This is a genomic window from Chryseobacterium sp. UNC8MFCol, assembly GCF_000482305.1.
Classification (GTDB): Bacteria; Bacteroidota; Bacteroidia; order Flavobacteriales; family Weeksellaceae; genus Chryseobacterium; species Chryseobacterium indologenes.
The window spans coordinates 151,435-170,673 of sequence record NZ_AXUZ01000004.1 but is presented as its reverse complement, the minus strand read 5'-3'; the positions used below and the strand labels follow the sequence as shown (position 1 = coordinate 170,673).

16 protein-coding genes and 1 pseudogene are annotated in these 19,239 nt (G+C 37.3%); 10 read left to right on the top strand and 7 right to left on the bottom strand.

Features of this window, described 5'->3' with window-relative positions; genetic code table 11:
• Positions 1-172: 172 nt before the first annotated feature.
• Positions 173-2,557 (top strand): TonB-dependent receptor, encoded by a 2,385-nt coding sequence (locus tag M030_RS0103930; protein ID WP_027372351.1) that lies wholly within the window; start codon positions 173-175, stop codon positions 2,555-2,557.
• Positions 2,558-2,614: 57 nt separating this feature from the next.
• Here the strand turns inward: M030_RS0103930 and M030_RS0103925 are convergent, their stop codons facing one another.
• Positions 2,615-3,220, bottom strand: coding sequence for an alpha-ketoglutarate-dependent dioxygenase AlkB family protein (locus tag M030_RS0103925; protein ID WP_027372350.1), 606 nt, complete (start codon positions 3,218-3,220; stop codon positions 2,615-2,617).
• A gap of 11 nt (positions 3,221-3,231) precedes the next feature.
• On the bottom strand, positions 3,232-4,008 hold the full coding sequence (locus M030_RS0103920; protein ID WP_027372349.1) for a LexA family transcriptional regulator: 777 nt from the start codon (positions 4,006-4,008) through the stop codon (positions 3,232-3,234).
• 61 nt (positions 4,009-4,069) lie between these two features.
• Here M030_RS0103920 and dinB point away from each other — a divergent pair, with 61 nt between their 5' ends.
• From dinB to M030_RS0103895, 5 genes are all read left to right on the top strand, one after another.
• On the top strand, positions 4,070-5,218 hold the full coding sequence (gene dinB, locus M030_RS0103915; RefSeq protein ID WP_027372348.1) for a DNA polymerase IV: 1,149 nt from the start codon (positions 4,070-4,072) through the stop codon (positions 5,216-5,218).
• A 20-nt stretch (positions 5,219-5,238) separates the two neighbouring features.
• Entirely contained in the window at positions 5,239-8,292 is a 3,054-nt protein-coding gene (locus tag M030_RS0103910; RefSeq protein ID WP_027372347.1) for a DNA polymerase III subunit alpha, read from the top strand.
• A gap of 264 nt (positions 8,293-8,556) precedes the next feature.
• Positions 8,557-10,047, top strand: a complete 1,491-nt coding sequence (locus M030_RS24865) for a BspA family leucine-rich repeat surface protein (RefSeq protein ID WP_051584874.1) — start codon at positions 8,557-8,559, stop codon at positions 10,045-10,047.
• A 220-nt stretch (positions 10,048-10,267) separates the two neighbouring features.
• Positions 10,268-11,146 carry a helix-turn-helix domain-containing protein gene (locus M030_RS0103900; RefSeq protein ID WP_185097378.1) on the top strand — a complete coding sequence of 293 codons (879 nt, stop codon included), beginning with the start codon at positions 10,268-10,270 and terminating at the stop codon, positions 11,144-11,146.
• Between the two features lie 187 nt (positions 11,147-11,333).
• Entirely contained in the window at positions 11,334-12,119 is a 786-nt protein-coding gene (locus M030_RS0103895) for a hypothetical protein (RefSeq protein WP_027372345.1), read from the top strand.
• Between the two features lie 63 nt (positions 12,120-12,182).
• Here M030_RS0103895 and M030_RS0103890 read toward each other — a convergent pair whose 3' ends face one another.
• The 3 genes from M030_RS0103890 to M030_RS0103880 all read right to left on the bottom strand — a co-directional run bounded on the left by M030_RS0103890 (position 12,183) and on the right by M030_RS0103880 (position 14,351).
• Complete coding sequence (locus M030_RS0103890) at positions 12,183-12,860, bottom strand: HAD family hydrolase (RefSeq protein WP_027372344.1); 678 nt, start codon at positions 12,858-12,860, stop codon at positions 12,183-12,185.
• Positions 12,861-13,108: 248 nt separating this feature from the next.
• The gene (locus tag M030_RS0103885; RefSeq protein WP_027372343.1) at positions 13,109-13,702 is read right to left on the bottom strand and encodes a hypothetical protein; all 594 of its coding nucleotides are present in this window, start codon (positions 13,700-13,702) and stop codon (positions 13,109-13,111) included.
• A gap of 52 nt (positions 13,703-13,754) precedes the next feature.
• Positions 13,755-14,351, bottom strand: coding sequence for an SMI1/KNR4 family protein (locus M030_RS0103880; protein WP_228375180.1), 597 nt, complete (start codon positions 14,349-14,351; stop codon positions 13,755-13,757).
• Positions 14,352-14,407: 56 nt separating this feature from the next.
• On the opposite strand from M030_RS0103880, the gene M030_RS0103875 reads away from it, so the two are divergent.
• Positions 14,408-14,803: a VOC family protein gene (locus tag M030_RS0103875; RefSeq protein ID WP_027372341.1), complete on the top strand. Its 396-nt coding sequence runs from the start codon at positions 14,408-14,410 to the stop codon at positions 14,801-14,803.
• 259 nt (positions 14,804-15,062) lie between these two features.
• Here M030_RS0103875 and M030_RS0103870 read toward each other — a convergent pair whose 3' ends face one another.
• The gene (locus tag M030_RS0103870; RefSeq protein WP_027372340.1) at positions 15,063-15,845 is read right to left on the bottom strand and encodes a YdcF family protein; all 783 of its coding nucleotides are present in this window, start codon (positions 15,843-15,845) and stop codon (positions 15,063-15,065) included.
• Between the two features lie 517 nt (positions 15,846-16,362).
• Between M030_RS0103870 and M030_RS25430 the strand changes: the two genes are divergently transcribed.
• Genes M030_RS25430 through M030_RS0103860 form a run of 3 tightly spaced genes read left to right on the top strand, consistent with a single transcriptional unit; the run spans position 16,363 to position 18,538 of the window.
• Entirely contained in the window at positions 16,363-16,503 is a 141-nt protein-coding gene (locus M030_RS25430; RefSeq protein ID WP_155857883.1) for a hypothetical protein, read from the top strand.
• Between the two features lie 17 nt (positions 16,504-16,520).
• On the top strand, positions 16,521-18,155 hold the full coding sequence (locus tag M030_RS23685) for a hypothetical protein (protein WP_034722076.1): 1,635 nt from the start codon (positions 16,521-16,523) through the stop codon (positions 18,153-18,155).
• Between the two features lie 20 nt (positions 18,156-18,175).
• Positions 18,176-18,538, top strand: a complete 363-nt coding sequence (locus M030_RS0103860; RefSeq protein ID WP_027372339.1) for a hypothetical protein — start codon at positions 18,176-18,178, stop codon at positions 18,536-18,538.
• Positions 18,539-18,661: 123 nt separating this feature from the next.
• On the opposite strand, the pseudogene M030_RS25845 reads toward M030_RS0103860, so the two are convergent.
• A pseudogene (locus tag M030_RS25845) lies at positions 18,662-18,839 on the bottom strand (Tn3 family transposase); the annotation flags it as partial.
• Between the last annotated feature and the right edge of the window lie 400 nt (positions 18,840-19,239).

Below are 19,239 nucleotides of genomic sequence, written 5' to 3'. Positions count from 1 at the left end.
TACAACCAGACGGTAAATATATTGCAATCAGTATGTTTATTAAGCTTTAAAACAAATAGTTACCGGTTGAGCAAAGGATAAACGTGTTCTATGCTGTTATTTTTTTATTGCAACATTGTTGCGTTAAAAGATAAAATTATCTAGCTTTGCCGGATTATTAAAGCATGTGTACATGAAAAAAACCGTTATTTTTTTGATAGGAAGTGGGTTGATTTCTTCTCCTTCTGTTTTAAAAGCTCAGAAACAGACTACTCAAAAGACCGTACAGGACATAGAATCTGTAGAAGTACAAGGAAGACTGCATCACGAGGTCACCAATATTCCCAGGAAGACCCTGGATTTCATCCAGTCCAATACGTTAGGGGAAACCTTGAGGAAAATTCCGGGGATCCAAAATTCCGGATATGGGCCTAATGCCGGAGCTCCGGTAATCAGAAGCCTCAGTGGCAACAGGGTTCGGGTACTTGAAAACGGAATGTCCGTTAATGACCTTTCAGGAATAAGCCCGGATTTTAATATGGATATTGAAATGGATAATGTGCAGAGCATCAATGTTTACAAAAACTCTGCGTCGGTATTATATGGAGGAAAAGCAATAGGAGGAGCCATAGATATTGAAACCAATTATATTCCCCGGCAGATTCCCGATAAAAAATTTAATCTCAATGCCATGTTGGAAGGTGGAAGCAATAGCGGTCAAAGACAGGCTTTTTCAGCTAAAGGTGCCCTTACTAAAAACTGGGTTCTCACTGTGGGAGCAAGTAATCAGAAACAAGATATTGTAAGAATTCCGGGAAAATCGAAAGACAGCCGGTGTTATGATCCGAATCTGGTGGGTTTCAACAGTATTCTTCAGTCATTATGCCAGCTCAATGTTGATTCCAGAAATGTACTAAATACCAGTCTTTTTCCTTATATCAGCCAGTTTGCCATTGATCATATGATAGAATATGAACTTTCGCAGGATGATCTTTATACTTTTAGCCCGACGTATTATAATCCTTCGGACGGCAAATATTATCCAAATCCTAAAAATGATAAATACATCCCCGGACAGGATCCTTCAAAAGACCGTTACAGAAGTGAGGTGAACAGCATCAATGACATTGTTCCCACAAAAGACGGTGTCATTCCCAACAGCCATTCCGAAAGCAATTCCTTCTATATCGGAACCAGTTATATTGGGAAATCCTTCTACTTGGGAGGTGCTTATCAAAATTCATATTCTTATTTTGGTGTTCCCGGATACGCAATGCCCAAAATGCCGGCCCATACTCACGGCAAACCTCAGAAAAAGATAGACTATTTACCGATCAATATCAAGAGCCTTTCTCATAAAGCAATATTTGAATCCGCGTATAATTTCAATAATTTCCCGATTGCCGGTATAAAACTGAATTATATGGGCGTTTTTTCAAAAAATACGGAACTTCTTGAACGATACAGAGCCAATCAGTTTATCATACAACAACATAACGGCCGTCTTGAAATAGCTCAGAAAAAACTCAAATTCCTGACCGGAACCACAGGTGTGGAGATGCAATACAGAAATATGGACGGAAAAGGCAGTCAACGATACCTGCCCAATACCATCAGTCGTGAGATCGGAATTTTCACCATGCAGCATCTTGATTTCAATTTTCTAGAATTGGATCTGGGGTACCGGAATGACCATGTACAACGCAGAGCCGAAGCAGATAACACGTACAAAAGAAGCCGTGGACTTTCCGGAGGAAATCTTACCGGGAGAGATTTTACCCTCCACCAGCTCCATGCCGCAGCCCAATGGAATATCTTTAAGAAAGCTTATCTGAAAATACAGTATAACCATTCGGAAAGAGCTCCTGAAGTGAACGAGCTGTACTCGGGAAACAACCATTTTGCCATCCTGACGGAAGAAAACGGAGATGACAGACTGGATAAAGAAACTGCAAATACGATAGAAATAGGAGGCGGACTTAATTTAAAAAACCTTCGCTTGTCTGCCAATTGGTATCACACCCATTATAAAAATTATATTTATCTGGCTCATACCGGGCTGTCACGGGAAGTTTTCCTGGTTAAGGAATGGCGTTCTGATGATACCGAAATCAATGGAATAGAGGCGGAAGCAGCTTATAAAATCGATCTTCAGAAGTTGGGAAAATGGGAGATAGGCTCTTATTATGACCTGGTCAGAAACATAAGTGTTGCCGACAGTTCTATCAGGAAATGGAGTGACGGAGATTATATGCCCAATATGCCTACAAGCCGTTTCGGTTTCAGCCTGACGGGAAGTATACGGAATTTCAGCATCAACGTAGGGCTGGACCATTACTTAAAACAAAAATATTTAGGAAAAAATATTAATCCGGAGCTTCCTATGCCGGCATTTTCTCTTCTTAATGCCCGTATTGCCTATGAGGATAGCAGTCTGAAAATAGGAAGTATAGAGTATTATATCTCAGGAAGCAATCTTTTAAATACAGAAGCCAGACTTCAGAATTCCCAATTGAAATTTCTGAGCCCCATGGCCGGAATTAATGTTTCTGTGGGCGTGAAAATCAAAATAACATAATTATATTATTCCATCCGTTGTTATCAATAATAAATGTAAAACTGATAGCAACGGATTTTATCTGACCAATCGAAACGTCATATTAATACGGGGTTTCATAGGCCATGCAGACTTCGCAATCCGATGCTCCCAGTTCATCTGAAGATCGCCTTTCATAATCAATAATGAGCCATGCGGAAGAGGCAGGCTGTATTTATTGGAATGATCTTCTACGCTTCTGAAATCAAAATTCCGGGTTTGCCCAAGGCTTACAGAAGCGATGACGGGACGGTTTCCCAACTCACTTTCCTTATCCCGATGCCAGGCTACGGAATCATTTTTATCCCGATATAAATTTAATAATACAGAATTGAAAGTGTATCCTGTGGATTTTTCAATACGATGCTTGATTTCCAGTAATTCCGGTAACCATGGATGAGCCACGAAACGATTGTCGCCCAGCTGGTAGGTTTTCTTTTCATCGCCATACCATGCTGTTAAACGTGGGGTTAAGACCATTTTGTCATACATTTTCTGTGTTCTCTGTTTCCACGGAACTTTTTCCATCAGAAGCTCCACAAGCTCTGAAGCCTCAGTTTCGGTTAAAAAATGTTCTGTATATTCCAGCAATTCTTTCGGAAATTGATAATAGTCCTGGGGGTTGAATAAACTAAGCTGTTCCATTGTTAAATCATTTACTTTTTTCCGGAAACTTTATCTTCCAGCTCCCGGATGTCTTTTTTAAGTTCGAAAAACATTTCTTTGATATCAGTATGCTCCGAATGCTCAGGTTCAAAATCTTCAGGAAAGATCCCCGAAGCATACTGCCATATTTCTATAATCTCCTCAACAGGAATATCATATGGCTCATAAAATGCATTATCCGCACTTACACGGACTTTATCTTCTGACCGGTTGATCAAACGTTTGTAGATAATCCCGTTATTCATTGTAATGAAGACATATGTTTTTCCGGATTTCAAATCTTCTGTTCTTTCTATATATTTTCCTACGATATAAGAACCTTTCTTAAAAGGAGGCATAGAATTATCACCTGCGGGGAATGCCCTGTATTTACCATGCATTAAAAAGGGGAGAGCAATTCTTTGAAGACTTTTTATGTATTCCACATCACGATAGCCTTCCAGATATCCTATAGATGCCTTTTGTGAGACAATTTCTATCATATTATTACCCGAGTAATCTACTGTCAGAGGCAGAATAACTCTGTTATCAGGTAGTGTAGACATTTCTTTTGCCGGATATTTTCTGATATCTACCGAGACCAGGAGGTCTATACTCACATGGAAAAGCTTAGAAATCCTGACCATCAGATCAATAGAAGGTTCTGATCTTCCATCTTCATAGGAGGCATATCGGGAACGGGTGATGGCTAAAGTATCGGCCAGCTCCTGTTGGGTTTTTTCTTTCTTTCCTCTTAAAAACCTTATGTTATCTGCGAAAATTGACATTGTTACAAAAAATATCAACAAAAATACAAATTTTGTTCAAAAACGTAACTAAATTTGTACCATGGAACGTGCGATTGTACATATGGACCTGGATACATTTTTTGTATCCTGTGAAAGGCTGAATAACTCAAAGCTTCACGGAATCCCTCTGATCATAGGAGGTGGCGACCGTGGAGTAGTGGCCTCATGTTCCTATGAAGCCAGAAAATTCGGGGTGCGTTCAGCGATGCCGATCCGTATGGCACTCAGGCTTTGTCCTGATGCCAGAGTTATCAGAGGGGATCATGAAATGTACTCTAATTTATCACATCTTGTTACAGAAATTATCCAAAGTAAAGTTCCTGTGATGGAAAAAGCCAGTATTGATGAGTTTTATCTCGATTTATCCGGGATGGATAAATTTTTTGGCTGCTATCAATGGACAAAAGAAATAGCCGAGACCATTACCAAAGAGGCAGGTCTTCCGATAAGCTTTGCACTGTCAACCAATAAAACGGTATCCAAAATCGGAACCGGAGAAGCCAAACCTGTAGGAAGGATGGAAATCAAAGAATTGGAAGTTCAGCCGTTTTTGAATCCTCTATCTATCAAAAAAATCCCAATGGTGGGCGATAAGACCTTTCAATTGTTATCAAGAATAGGAATACGGACGATTCATACCTTATCTGAAATGCCGGTACTCGTTCTGCAGCAGATGATTGGAGCCAACGGAAAAGAACTCTGGAAAAAAGCCAATGGGATTGATGAAAATCCTGTTGTCCCATATTCGGAAAGAAAATCAATTTCTACGGAAAGAACTTTCACTTCCGATACGATGGATATTATAGAATTGAAAAGATTACTGACAGGAATGGCCGAGCAATTGGCTTACCAACTGAGAAAAGAAAAATGGCTGACTTCTACGGTTACCGTAAAAATAAGATATGCCAATTTTGATACGGAAACCAAGCAATGCAAAGTAGCCTACACATCCGCCGATCATACATTGTCCAGAGTTGCCCTTGATCTTTTTAACAAAGCCTATACCCGAAGAATGAGACTTCGCCTGATAGGCCTTCGGTTTACAGGGTTGGTACATGGAAATCACCAGATGAACCTTTTTGAGGATACGGAAGAACAGATGAGCCTCTATCAAACTATGGACGCCATCAAAAACAGATTTGGAGCAGGTGCTGTAGGAAGGGCTTCCGGCTTCGATTTTGAAAAATAGAAGTTTATAATCAATACATTATGTTTCTCAACTGCCATTCATATCATAGTCTTCGTTATGGAACTTTATCCATAAAAGTATTAGTAGAACAGGCCCAAGCTTTAGGGATCAAAGAGCTTGTACTTACTGATATCAATACCGTTACAGGAATTTATGAATTTAAAAAACAATGTGAAGACAAAGGGATAAAACCTATTCCCGGCGTTGAAGTAAGAAAGGATGGGAAACTTCTTTATGTAGCCATAGCCGGAAAGTTCTCAGGAATTGGGGAGATCAACAAAGTCATTACTGATCATCATTGCAATGGTAAAGAGCTGGATGAAAGGGCTCCTGAATTGAAGGATGTATGGATTGTCTATCCGATGAGCAATATTCCTTCCGGATTGAAAGACAATGAGTGTATAGGTGTCAGGACAGATGAATTAAACTTTCTGATACGTCCCGAATATAAAAAACATATTTCTAAAATGGTTGTTCTTCATCCCATTACTTTTAGTACCGTTGAAGAGTATGAATTGCATAAAATTCTCCGGGCTATTGATCATAACACCTTGCTCTCCAAGCTTACCAAAAGAGAAGTTTGCCGCAGATCTGAATATTTTGTTCCGGAACAGCATATTGTAAAAGCATTTGAAAGATACCCACAGATTATTGAAAATACAAAACGTATTCTTGAACAAAGTAACTTTGAATTTGATTTTGAAAAGGTAAAGAACAAACAATATTATACAAAATCGAAAGCGTCCGATGTAAAACTCCTTAGAAGGTTAGCTTATCTGGGGCTAAATAAACGCTATGGAAAGGATCACGACATCGCAAAAGAAAGAGTTGAAAAAGAGCTGCAGGTTATTGATGAGCTCAACTTTTGTGCCCATTTTCTGATCACATGGGATATTATCCGCTATAGCAACAGCGTGGGTTTTATGCATGTAGGACGTGGAAGTGGGGCCAATTCTATTGTCAGCTACTGCCTGGGGATTACAGATATCTGTCCTCTGGAACTTGATCTTTATTTTGAGCGGTTTCTGAATCTTAACCGCCAGGTACCACCGGATTTTGATATCGACTGGAGCTGGCAGCACAGAGATACTATATTAGAATATATTTTCAATAGATATGGCAAAGACCATGTTGCTTTTTGCGGAACCAATGTAGAATTTAAATACAAATCAATTTTCAGGGAAGTCGGAAAAGTTTTTGGTTTACCCAAGGAGGAACTGGATGATCTGACCAGCAAATCAGCAGAAAGACATGATCCGAATTCTGTGGTAAAATTAGTCGAGAAATACGGTAAGTTATTGGAAAAATTTCCTAACCAAAGAAGCATGCATGCCTGCGGGATCCTTATTTCGGAAGAGCCTATTACCCATTATACTGCATTAGAAATGCCACCTAAAGGGTTTCCGATTGCTCAGTTTGATATGAATGTGGCGGAAGACATCAAAATGGAAAAGCTTGATATTCTGTCTCAACGAGGACTTGGAACCATTAAAGACACCGTAGATCTGATAAAAAAAACAAGAGGGATTGATATTGATATCTGGGACACCAGGATTTCCAAAGATGAACCGAAGGCCAGCGCATATCTGGCGATAGGAAAAACTATAGGCTGCTTTTATATAGAATCTCCTGCAATGAGGGGATTATTAAGAAGACTAAAATGTAATAATTACAGAATCCTGGTGGCAGCTTCCTCAATTATCAGACCTGGAGTTGCCCAAAGCGGAATGATGCGTGAATACATATTCAGGCACAATCATCCTGACCAATTTGAGTATTTTCATCCCATATTTGAAGAACATCTGAAGGAAACGTACGGGATCATGGTATATCAGGAAGATGTCCTGAAAATTGCCCAGTATTTTGGAGGATTGTCTCTGGCCGACGGTGACATTTTACGCAGGGCGATGAGCGGAAAAGGTCGTTCAATTGAAAAACTTCAGGAGGTAAAAGCTAATTTTTTTGAAAAATGCAGAAAAAAGGGACATTCGGAAGCGCTTACCGCTGAGGCCTACAGACAAATCGAGTCATTTGCCGGATATTCTTTCTGTAAGGCCCATTCGGCGTCTTATGCCGTGGAAAGTTATCAAAGCCTTTATCTGAAAGTATATTATCCGTTGGAGTTTATGGTTTCTGTGATCAATAATCAGGGAGGTTTTTATCGTACGGAAGTTTACATCCATGAAGCAAAAATGTCGGGAGGGAATATTCAGGCGCCCTGCGTTAATGCCAGCGAATACCAGACAACCCTGAGAGGAACGGATATTTATCTGGGGCTTATGCTTCTGGAAGGCCTCGAAAAAAGGGTAGCCCATGGTATTGTTGAAGACCGTGAACAAAACGGGAAATATAAATCGCTGGAAGATTTTATCCGTCGTATTCCTGTGGGAATTGAAACGATTCAGACACTGATCTTTATTGGTGCATTCCGTTGTACCGGAAAACCTAAAAATGAACTGCTGGTTGAAGCACGGTTGTTGTTGGTAAATTTTAAACCTGAACAAAGAGGGCTGATGCTGATTGAGGAACCTGTAAAGGAATTCGAACTTCCTCAATTGAAACGAGAGCCATTTGAAGATGCTTTTGATGAAATCGAACTGATTGGTTTTCCGGTTTCATGCAGTCCTTTTGATTTACTGCAAACGAAATACAGAGGTTCTGTTTTTGTAAAAGACTTGTTGCAGTATCATAAAAAACAGGTGAAGATGCTGGCTTATCTCATTGCAAGAAAGCATGTTCCCACCAAAAAAGGAACCATGTATTTCGGAACCTGGATTGATGTGAATGGTGATTATTTTGATACGGCACATTTTCCGGATAGTCTGAAAAATTATGATTTTCAGGGAGGTGGCTGCTATTTATTACTGGGAACGGTAGAGGTCGATTTCCATTTTCCAACAATAACGATTCATAAGATGGCAAAAATGCCGATGATTCCTGATCCGCGCTATGCGTATGATAAAGAAAAACAATTTGATATTCACCGGCAGATTAAAGAGGATGTAAGCATGACTTTCAGAAAACCTTATCCGCAGGAGCATGAGATAGGGTTGCCAAGAAGTAGAACACTGTAAAACAACCGGAGATCATAAAAGGGTAGAAGTATCCTATATTCTCTTTCCATTTATTCACAGGAATGTAAAAATAATACGTGAAAAATTTTATTACGACACGTTCTGACGCTGTGCATCTATATCTTTGTATAAGAGATAAGATCAATAATTACAGGAAGTTATTATCCTGAACTGAATTTTAGCTTTACATATACTTCAGTTTAAACTAAAATTAATTTCTTAGTTTTTTAAAATAACACTTATTTTTGGGAAATTTTTTAAATTATGTATAAAAAACAACTAGTAACCATTTTTCTTTTTATTTTTTTCAGTTCTTATGCACAGACTGAATTTATTACTTTGTGGAAACCGAATATAAACGGTACAGTCACCAATGCAATATCATTTGGCGGTACCGGAACCAGCTACACAATTCAATGGGAAGAAATAGGATATCCCCAACATAGTGGAGTCCTTAATTCTGTCACATCCAATAGCAACAGTCCTATTACCATTTCTTTTGGTCCATCTTTAAATACCAGTCCTCTTCAGGCCACCTACAGGCTGAAGGTGTCAAACGGGAGCGGATTGTTTTACGGATTCAGAGCGGGTACAACCACAATCGGTACTTTTCCCAATTTGCAACTTGTCGAAGTCAGTCAATGGGGTGATACTATTTGGCTTCAGCAATTTAACGGAGGATTTGCGAGCTGTCCAAACCTTAATGTAACGGCTACGGATACTCCTAACCTGACACAAATAAACAATGTGTCGCAAATGTTCTTTAATTGCCCGTCTTTAATTGGGAATAATTCGTTTTCTAATTGGAATACCAGCACCATTACCAATATGAGTGGGATGTTTGACGGAGCCACTTTGTTTAATCAAAATGTTGGAAGCTGGAATACTGCGAACGTAACTAATTTCAGCAGCGTATTTTCTCGTACATCTGCTTTTAATCAAAATATTTCCAGCTGGAACACTGCTTCGGGAACCAATTTCTCCGCTATGTTTGCGGGTGCTGCAGCTTTCAACCAGCCGTTAAATTCGTGGAATACATCAAATGCTACTAATTTCCGTTATGTGTTTTCTAATGCCACATCCTTTAATCAACCTCTTAATAATTGGGATACAAGTAAAGTAACTGATTTTGAGCATATGTTTGAAGGTGCTTCATCCTTTAATCAGCCGATTGGAAATTGGGATGTAAGTAAAGTTAATTATGGTCCCGGCTTTAATATGTTTAATGGTGCTGTACATTTTGATCAGGACATTTCTACCTGGAATATCCAGCTCCAAAACTTTAATGGAAGTTCAATATTTTTCGGATTTAAAAATTCCGGTTTGTCATGCACAAATTATAATAACTTTTTAATTGCTCTCAACAACAATTCTACATGGGCGAGCTCAACACTTACAGCGGGAAATATAGATGCAACAGGACTTATCTATTCTACACCGCAAGCCATCATGGCAAGGTCCCAATTAGTTAACAAAGGTTTTAATATTACCGGAGACAACTATTCTACATGCGTTTTATCAACAATAGAGGCTTCAAAACAATTAAAAAACCAAGCATATCCGAATCCAACAACAGGAATGATAAATGTTGAGGCTACTGTCAACGAAAATGCTTATTTATATGATACCACGGGTAAAATCATTAAAAATATAACTCTAAGTAAAGGAAACAACAGTATTGATCTTACAGAATATCCAGCAGGGAATTATCTGTTAAAAGGGAACAGTACTTTCACTAAAATACTTAAGAAGTAGAGTATTGTAAAATTCATAATAGGTTTTCCGAATGATTACCTAGTAAGCTCCAAGGTTCAGACTTTGGAGCTTATTTATTATGATAAATCAAAGATTGCGGTGCCCGGAAACCGTATTCTGACCGTCACCACGTATATTTTTAGATCAAAGGCATAAAAATTCAACGCTATTTTTATACATTTAATCAAATAAAAAATATAAAATAATAATAAGGATGTTTATGAAAACTCAAAAGCAAATTACAGTTTATAACGAAAAAGAGAGTTTCAAAACTGATACTATTGAAAATTTTTATATTTCCTATTATCACGATGAAAGGAAAAATCTAAATCGTATAGACAGTCATCAGCATACTTATTATGAAATTATCTGGATAGAAAAGGGAAGGGGTGTACATACCATAGATTTTAAAAACTATGAATTTTCAGGGCCTTGTCTTTTCCTGCTGCATCCTAAGAATGTGCATAGAATTCACAAAAAAACACCTACCAGCGGAGGGGTTATTAAGTTTAACGATAACTTTTTTGTCAATGACAGTTCTTCTTCAAAATTTCTGTTGAAATACAGTGTTTTTGATGATATAGACGTATTGCCGGTCATCAGCCTGAGTGAGGAAGAAAAAACAGAGGTTACCGATTTTTTTGCGCTGATGTGCAGACAGGCTGAGAGCAGAGATGCTTTTTCGCCCCCTATTATCATGAATTTGCTCAAATCCTTTTTGATTAAAGTGTATCAGATTAAAAAGAAAAGCTGTCATATCGGAGATATTTCAGATCATCGTTTCCTGAGGTTTAAACAATTTCAGGAACTTCTGGAAAACCATTTTACCCGGCATCACCAGGTAAGTTTCTACGCTGGAAAATTAAATATAAGCAGCAAAACACTATCGAAAGTGTGCAAATTAATCAGTCATAAAACAGCTCAGGATTTAATAAAAGAAAGAATTCTTCTGGAAGCCAAAAGAATGTTACTATATACCGATATGTCTGTAAAGGAAGTGGCTTATTATTTAGGTTTTGAAGATCATGCCTATTTTACTAGGTTTTTTACTTCTAACGTACTTCAGAATCCTTCAGATTTTAAGAAGGAAAATACATGATTTCCGAAAAGTCCAATACTCAGGAAGTTTTATCCATTTCATACACCGGGAATTCTGCTCAATTTTACAGGACAATAATACCGTAATTATCATGGACAGAATAACATTTTTAAAAAGCTCAGCTTTAGCCATAGCAGCAGTTCCGTTATTATCGTTTATGAAAAAAAACGGTCAAAGTCCAACTTCAATGAAAAAATTATGTACAGCATGCGGAACCCAGTTTCCGGAACATTACAAGGAAAAATTATGTGCAATCTGTAATGAAGAAAGACAATATATTCCTTCTGCAGGACAGACCTGGACAACCCACGATCAGATCCTTACGACTCATACCACCGATATTGTAAAACTCAATGATCATCTTTATGAGATTGTCATTACGCCCAGATTTGCCATAGGGCAGAGGGCTTTTCTGGTGCTTTCTGAAAGCGGAAATATTCTTTGGGACTGCATTCCTTTACTGGATCAGAAGGTGATTGATTTTATTAATGAAATAGGAGGTCTACAGGCTATAGCCATTTCACATCCTCATTATTACAGCAATATGAATGACTGGGCAGAACAGTTCAAATGTCCTATCTACATTCATAAAAAGGATGAGCAGTACATCAGTGATAAAGGAAATAGAATTAAGCTTTGGGAAGAAGATGAAATGCCTCTGTGGGATGATATTAAAATTATAAATATCGGCGGCCATTTTGCAGGCAGCAGTATTTTACTCCATCAGAATATGTCTGAAAAAGGGACCATGCTGTGTGGTGACACCATGTATCTTTCTCCTAACTTACAACACTTTGCCATCATGTACAGTTATCCTAACAGAATGCCGTTGCCTGTATCGGAAATTAAAAGGATAAAAAAGCGGCTTGAAGTGCTGGAATTTGATGCTGTTTATGGTTTCTACAGTTACCAGAATCTGACAAAAAATGTAAAACAAATCCTGAACAATTCCATAGAAAAGTATCTAAATTAAAAAGCAGCAATTCCCGTCTTCAGATTGTGTTTTGAAGACGGGAATTATTATTTACATTGTATTTTAATTTGTGAGTTTCAGTATATTTTCCAGTGTAAAAACATCCGGAGCAATATAAGTAGGGTTGGAGTTAAGCAGTTCTTCCTCAGAATGAGCTCCCCATAAAACGGCACAGGTTTTTACGCCGGCACTCGTACCCATCATAATATCTACAGTGGCATCACCGATATAAATTGCTTTTGCCAAATCGCTGTTATTTATTAGCTTAAGAGCTAAATGCAGGCCTTCGGGAGCAGGTTTATGAAGCTGTACAAGATCTGACCCTATAAATACATCAATAAAGTGATCAATTTTCAATTGCTTACAGTTCTTTTTCAGTACCTCTGTTTTTTTGCTGCTTACAATTGCAACATTCTTTTGGTCTTTTTTAATGGTGTCCAGCATTTCATAAATCCCTGGAAATAAAACGATACTGCTCTCTGAATTCGATTTGTAGATTTCTCTAAAAGACGATAAGAGCTCATTAAATTGCTGGTCATTCAGAATATCAGCCCCCAATGTTTTAAAGGAGGTCTCGATTGGGATTCCCATTAAATCTGTAATATCTTTATCCTTAGGTACCGGCAATCCATGTGACTTAAAAGCTTCAGTGGTCGCTATGACGCCGCATTGTGCAGAATCTGCTAAAGTTCCGTCAAAATCAAATACAATAGTTTGTAATGAATCTGGTGTTTTCTCCATAATTTTATTTTTTGTGCTTTTTCGTTTGTTATCTTGATACGTATAAATGTAAGGAAAAATATTATTTCTTAAAATTAGGAAGACAATTAAAAATAATTATAAGCGCAAAAATTTACAGGAATAGGAAACTTACAGCAGACAGTATAATTGGCATCAAGGAATCCATAAAACATATTCAATTTAACATAATATAAATTATAGGAAAAAATAATATTGGCCAGGAGAGAAGACTAATCGCTGAGAATCCGTTATTCTCCAAATTTTCCTGCCAGATATCCTCTGACAACTTCCCGGAACTCTTCCTTCGTCATAAACCTGTCGAGAAACACTTCCAGGTTTCCTTTATTTTCGATTTCATCGAAATATATTTCATGATCTGTGCTGTACACCGTTGGATTCGATTGATCAGGATCTGTAGTGCATACAAAGAAATGATCCGGATAACCATAAGAAAACAATACACAGATAAATTCCATTTCTGGGCCCTGTACGGTTTTTCTTACGTGATCTTCGTCTACAAGGCCGTCTAATTCATTATAGTCTTCCGTATTTTCTTTAAACGGTGTAAATATCCAGTTCCGGAAAAAATATTGACCGTATGCCCGTTCATGCTCTGAAAAATAATGTTCCAGTAAATCTGTGTAAAATTTTTCAGAATTATTTTTGTACAGATCTTTATGCTCCTCGTAAAATGCATCAATTCCGTAGACATCCCAGTCTTTATCGTATAAATAATGATTAAACCGTATTGCCTGCCAGTTTTCTACAAAATTTTTGTCATGACTAACAGCCTCTGTATTTCCGCCTAACCGGTTGATTTTATGTAAGATAATTTCGTTCATTATAATTTTTGTGTAGGCTTATTCTCAAATTTGATTAATATATTATGTTAAATTACCCAGCAATAAATCGCTTGGGAAATTCTTTCCCGTCCGTTTCAATACTGATTAATTCATCTGATTCTTTATTGTATCGAATTGTATAATAAGCATTTAGAGCGTTTAAAAACTCCTCAAGACTGCCCGCAATCACATTTCTGTCGGAATCCCGGTTCCAAAACTCAAGAATTTGTCCCTGATTTCCTGTGAAAATTCCTTTCTGATCATAGCAGATATAACTTCCACCTCCATTGTGAAAAATTGGAATCCATCCTTCATTCCACCAGTTTTCAATTTCGAAATCACTGCCTATCATAGAAGTAAGCTCTTCTGCAATATCCAGTGCCTCTTCTAAAGGAATAAACAAAGAATTGTTCAGAAAAGACTCATAGCAGCTACTCTCCTGCCCGTTTTTCCATTGATAAAAAGCTTTCAGATCATCAGGAATCCGTGTATTATACCGGGTTTCAAGTCTTTGAATGTCTTTATCCTGTAAAGGACTAAGTAAATTTCTGTAAAAATCCGGTCTCAGTTTTTGAATATGAGAATCCAATGTTTGAAGAGTTTCTTCCATAGTATCATACACCGTTAAAAATACAAAATCTTGCCACATGACAAGCTTTATCGTAATGAAAGATACTAATTTTATCTCACCAAAAATAAAATATTATGAAACCAAAAATGATCTGGGCCAATCTGGCAGTAGCCGATCTGGACCGAACACAGAAATTTTATACCGAACTCGGATTCAAGCCCAACGGGGCTCATATTTCGAAAGAATTGGTAAGCTTCTTTGTAGCAGGAAATGAATTCATCATCCATTTTTTTCTGAAAAGCGTTATTGAAAACAATCTCAAGATGTTACACTTTAACAATCCTCAGGATACCAATGAAATTATATTCACCCTTTCCGCTGAGTCTGAAGATCAGGCAGATCAGTGGGCCGAAGAAGTCAGAAATGCCGGTGGAAAGATTATTTCAGAACCTGAAAGTTTTGGAGACCATTATTACGGATTCGTTTTTGCCGATCCAGATGGCCATAAATTCAATGTATTTCATATGTAAGAACCGATGGCTTCTGAAATTTTATGCTGTACAACAATTTGCCCGTATATGGCCTCTGTTTTCAGGCAGATAGCATAGTATCTGGATGGAAAAACACGGCTTATTTGGGCTTTTTGTCATTGCTGTATGTTTCAGCTTCTGATTGCACTGTGCAAGTAAAATTATTAGCAAAAATGTTTAAATACTATCCTAAGAAATAAAACCGGACGCCTGAGCTCGCTCAGGCGTCCGGTTTTATGATGATTGGAATAAGTCTATACTACTTATTTATTCCCAGCATATTGTATAATTGTACCTGTCCTGTACCCACAATTTCTTTAAGCATAACAAATGTAAAGGCCGCATTATAGCTGTTAGGAAATAAGGTTATTTCTGTATCTATAAAATCTGATGCCTGTGGAACAGGTTTTAATCCAAATGTCTGAAACAAAGCAACAGATCTTTTCATATGAAAACCTGAAGTCACCAGGTATACCACGGAGGGCGATTTCTTTGCCAGGATCTCACTGGAATATTTGGCATTTTGATACGTATTCATGCTTTTATCTTCCTTTATGATGTCGGAATCCGGTACTCCCATCTTTTTAAAATTTTCGCTGAACAATTCTGCTTCACTGGTATGCCCTCTTCCCTTTCCGGAAATTAATAGCGTACAAGGCTGATTATTTTTCTTGTATTCATGATACAATTGATAGGCTGTGACGAGCCTGGAATAAGACATTGTATGCAGCTTTTCTGTATGGTCAAAATCTACAATCCCACCGCCCAGAACTACAATAACAGGATTCTGAGTGGCTGTGGTTTTTATTCCAGCGTTATGAATGTAATCCTTTTGCAGATATCCCGAGGTTAGTTTCCCCAGAAAACCATTCCCTATAAAAATGGTGATTAAAACCACTGATATACCGATTCCCAGTCTCAGATTTTTACGTTGAGTTTTTTTTCTCAGCAGATAGATGGTAACGGCTGCAAGAAATAACAAAAAATAAGGTTCAGCAAAAAGCTGTAAAGCACGGAATAAAAAGTCCAGTAAAAATTTCATCTGTAATACTATTGATTAATGTCCATAAACATTGGATTTTCAAAGATAGGAAATTTCGTCCTGACGGCTTTTTTCAATCGATTCAGGTAATCTTTTAAGAGAGATTATTTTTAATCTTATAGTCAGAATATGAAAAACGATCATTTTTGAATACTTGCATGGAATTTAAATAAAATATTTGATTTTCAGTATTTTACTATTTTGTACGTATGTTTTGTTTAAGTGAATGTGATCAAGGAAATGCTTTAATCGACAATATTTAAGATAATTTCGACTGATAATTCCTTTTTTTACAATTATTTTTTTACATTTGCATTCAAGAAATATGACACTATTTAGTGTGTTAATAAAAAACGAATACCTACCACCATTGAAAAAGCACAAAAACATATCCGTTTTTATTACAATACTCCATATATTTTTGGACAGACATTTTTGTAGAATAAAAAAATAACCACTCTTATTTAAGGACGAGGAAAACGAAACGCTTATCTCAGTCTTAAATAGGCTAAAAACCATGAAACTCTTTGAAACAAAGGCAGATAATTTCGGGCCTGATAATTATCTGCAGGTAAAACACCCACAGGCTATTCCTTACAATACTAATACTATATTCAATATTCTATCTTTATTTGTGGTTCAGATACCAATGAGATAAAAATTATTTTGAAACAAATGAAAAACTCAAAATTACTAAAAATAGCTGTTTTTAGTTTATTAACTGTTACCTTTTCTTGCCGTGAAGAACTGGAAACATCAGCTGACAAAGCCCATGTCATTGAACAACCAAGTGTAAAAAACGGACGACTTTATTTTCCTAATAAAGAATCATTAACTGCTACTTACCAGGATCTTAAAAAGAAAGACCTTGGAACTGTTCAGCATTTTATGGACGCAAAAGGAATTGAATCCTTAGTCCCTATTATTACAGAAAAAAATGAAACTGAAGTTATTTCTGAATTAAAATCCAGAAAAATAGAATCTTTACAGAAGACTTCATCTATGCTGATGAGAGGTGAATCGGTGTCTGATGAAGATATTTATGATGACATCGATGATTTGGAGGAAGTGGTTGGTGATGAAGTGTATGCCTCTATGCTAAATGGCAGCGCAGAAATACAAATTGCAGATCAGATTTACAAATATACAGATGTCGGGCTGTTTGTGACGACCGAACAGAATTATTCCAGACTTCAAAATTATCTTGAAGTAAGAAGGATCTCTCCGGATCTTCTTATTCCTACTGAAGCTTCTGTGAGAGAAAGCTTTATGACAGATAAACCAAGTGGTGACCTTGTTACCTTGCCTAATACCGATAATAGAATCAGTTATTTTGCGTCCCCTGTCGACAGGAGAAGCGGTTCCGGTGGAGGATTCAGAGGTGGTGATGGCAGCAGTGGAGGCAGCGGCAGCAGCGGTAGTACTGGTGGTACAAGAACCGGTGGCGGCGGTTTCAGAAACCCTCCTACCACGACACCACAACCTCAGGAACCTTCGATTGCCAGTATCGTTCAGAATCTGCCGATTGGAGAAGTGAGAAAACCATGGTTAGGAAATGTTTTTGGAAAAACATGGACAACTTATGATAAATATGAAAGCAAAAGAAGGGTGAAAGTGAAATTCTATTCACAAAACCTGTATCTTGTCTATGCTGTAGGATGTAAAGTAAAACATCAATATAAAGGATGGACAGGCCTATGGAGAAAAGAGAATGCCGAGAAATTAGGTATTGGTATTAATTCAATTTCATGGAAGTTTTCGCACTCCCTTACTTATGCATCAGATAATACTCCGAGAGAAGTATATTGGTTAGACGGAAAAATGTATAAAGCAGCTAATAATACGGATTATATCAACGTAGGTCCTGCGACAATGCCTACTTTCCCATTCTCCAAGAATGCAACGGTGGATGCTGTTATTCAATTTACAACAAATCTTTCGGGACTTTCTGAAGAACAACTGAGCAAATTGTTTTGGGAAGCAGCATGGAAACAGGCTAATAAATTCATGGAAGGACAAAACAAAAAGCTTAACAGAGTAGCTTTCGTTGTCGATTCTTATGAGCAGACTTACATTCAGTACTATGATTTCAGCCAGATTGAAGATAATCAGGATGTAATTGAAAGAATCTTCAATTGGGGGGTAGCTACTCCTCAGTTTACCTATACCTTTGGCGGTGGAACCGGTACCGGTATAGCGGTTACAAGTTATAAATTTGATTTCCTGCAACCTACCGCTGTTGCCGTAAGCATGTATGGAATTGCTAAGAAAAACGGTGCCTGGCATGGTGTTAAATTAAATGCACAATAGAAATTAATTCCACTATTAGTATGAAAACCAATTTCATTGTATTATTCATTGCCTTATTTTCATTAAGCTCATGTGTTTCTGATGAAGCAAGTGCCGGACAGGTCAATTCTGCATTTCAGGGAAACTGGAGCGGAAACTTTACAGGAGATGAAAGCGGTACCCTGAATTTTGTAGTGCAAAAGGAAGGAACCATAGTAGGTGAAATTCATCTCAATCAGACCAATACAAAAGAGCCCATCAACGGTTACGTAAATTTTGACGGAAAATTTGACATGAATACCAAAACTCATTATACTTTTTCAGGCTATTTGCAAAGTTCCAAAAGTGAAGGAAAATGGACAAAGATTAATTTCAAAGGGAACTACAGTTTTCAAAAACAATAATTAGATTTTTTTATACCATAGAATAATCCCTGGTCAATATTGGCCAGGGATTATTTGTGGTCACTAGACAAAACGGGAAATATAGCACGACAAGGATGATAAATCTATTGATTTTTAAAGTTCCCGTTCTCTAACTTCTCCAGACCTGTCAAAATATACAGCTCTTGCCAAAGTATTTCTCTCTTTAACTATATTAAGTCCCGCGGTAAATTTCCGCCTGAGTTCCGGACTCATGACCCATCAAGCATAATAAGGGTCTTTCAACCTGACCCAACTCCCGTAATGCTACAGCCAGTCCGTTTTACCATGGATAATTTTCTGATCTTTTTCATAGTCTTAAAGTTAAAGAGTATAAAAATCCTACCCTAAAAAAGGTAGCTACTCCACTATTTATTTTTTCTGTTTCTTCATTACTCTCATTTTAAAAATAAAAATGGTGAATAATTAGAATTCAATGAGGAATTTATGAGCTTAACGAACAAGCTAATTAAGAAAATTTTAGAAATAATAGACTCTTGTAATCATATCTGATGAAATAAAAATATCACTTGTGGATTAGTTTTAGTTTTTTTTTCGTTTATCCGTATGTGAATCATATTTTTCATACTTTAGTGAAAAATGTAACAAATAAAAAATGATGATTGCTTTTATAATCCTTATTAGGAATACTTTCCTATGCTCAAAATCAACGTCTTATTTAG

What these genes read in the sequence shown, in the direction of transcription:
- M030_RS0103920 (WP_027372349.1), bottom strand. Translation starts at nt 4,008, where the DNA reads ATGTCAATTTTCGCAGATAACATAAGGTTTTTAAGAGGAAAGAAAGAA.
- M030_RS24865 (WP_051584874.1), top strand. Translation starts at nt 8,557, where the DNA reads ATGTATAAAAAACAACTAGTAACCATTTTTCTTTTTATTTTTTTCAGT.
- M030_RS0103895 (WP_027372345.1), top strand. Translation starts at nt 11,334, where the DNA reads ATGAAAAAATTATGTACAGCATGCGGAACCCAGTTTCCGGAACATTAC.
- M030_RS23685 (WP_034722076.1), top strand. Translation starts at nt 16,521, where the DNA reads ATGAAAAACTCAAAATTACTAAAAATAGCTGTTTTTAGTTTATTAACT.
- M030_RS0103930 (WP_027372351.1), top strand. Translation starts at nt 173, where the DNA reads ATGAAAAAAACCGTTATTTTTTTGATAGGAAGTGGGTTGATTTCTTCT.
- M030_RS0103890 (WP_027372344.1), bottom strand. Translation starts at nt 12,860, where the DNA reads ATGGAGAAAACACCAGATTCATTACAAACTATTGTATTTGATTTTGAC.
- dinB (WP_027372348.1), top strand. Translation starts at nt 4,070, where the DNA reads ATGGAACGTGCGATTGTACATATGGACCTGGATACATTTTTTGTATCC.
- M030_RS0103900 (WP_185097378.1), top strand. Translation starts at nt 10,268, where the DNA reads ATGAAAACTCAAAAGCAAATTACAGTTTATAACGAAAAAGAGAGTTTC.
- M030_RS0103910 (WP_027372347.1), top strand. Translation starts at nt 5,239, where the DNA reads ATGTTTCTCAACTGCCATTCATATCATAGTCTTCGTTATGGAACTTTA.
- M030_RS0103860 (WP_027372339.1), top strand. Translation starts at nt 18,176, where the DNA reads ATGAAAACCAATTTCATTGTATTATTCATTGCCTTATTTTCATTAAGC.
- M030_RS0103925 (WP_027372350.1), bottom strand. Translation starts at nt 3,220, where the DNA reads ATGGAACAGCTTAGTTTATTCAACCCCCAGGACTATTATCAATTTCCG.
- M030_RS0103870 (WP_027372340.1), bottom strand. Translation starts at nt 15,845, where the DNA reads ATGAAATTTTTACTGGACTTTTTATTCCGTGCTTTACAGCTTTTTGCT.
- M030_RS0103885 (WP_027372343.1), bottom strand. Translation starts at nt 13,702, where the DNA reads ATGAACGAAATTATCTTACATAAAATCAACCGGTTAGGCGGAAATACA.
- M030_RS0103880 (WP_228375180.1), bottom strand. Translation starts at nt 14,351, where the DNA reads ATGTGGCAAGATTTTGTATTTTTAACGGTGTATGATACTATGGAAGAA.
- M030_RS0103875 (WP_027372341.1), top strand. Translation starts at nt 14,408, where the DNA reads ATGAAACCAAAAATGATCTGGGCCAATCTGGCAGTAGCCGATCTGGAC.
- M030_RS25430 (WP_155857883.1), top strand. Translation starts at nt 16,363, where the DNA reads ATGAAACTCTTTGAAACAAAGGCAGATAATTTCGGGCCTGATAATTAT.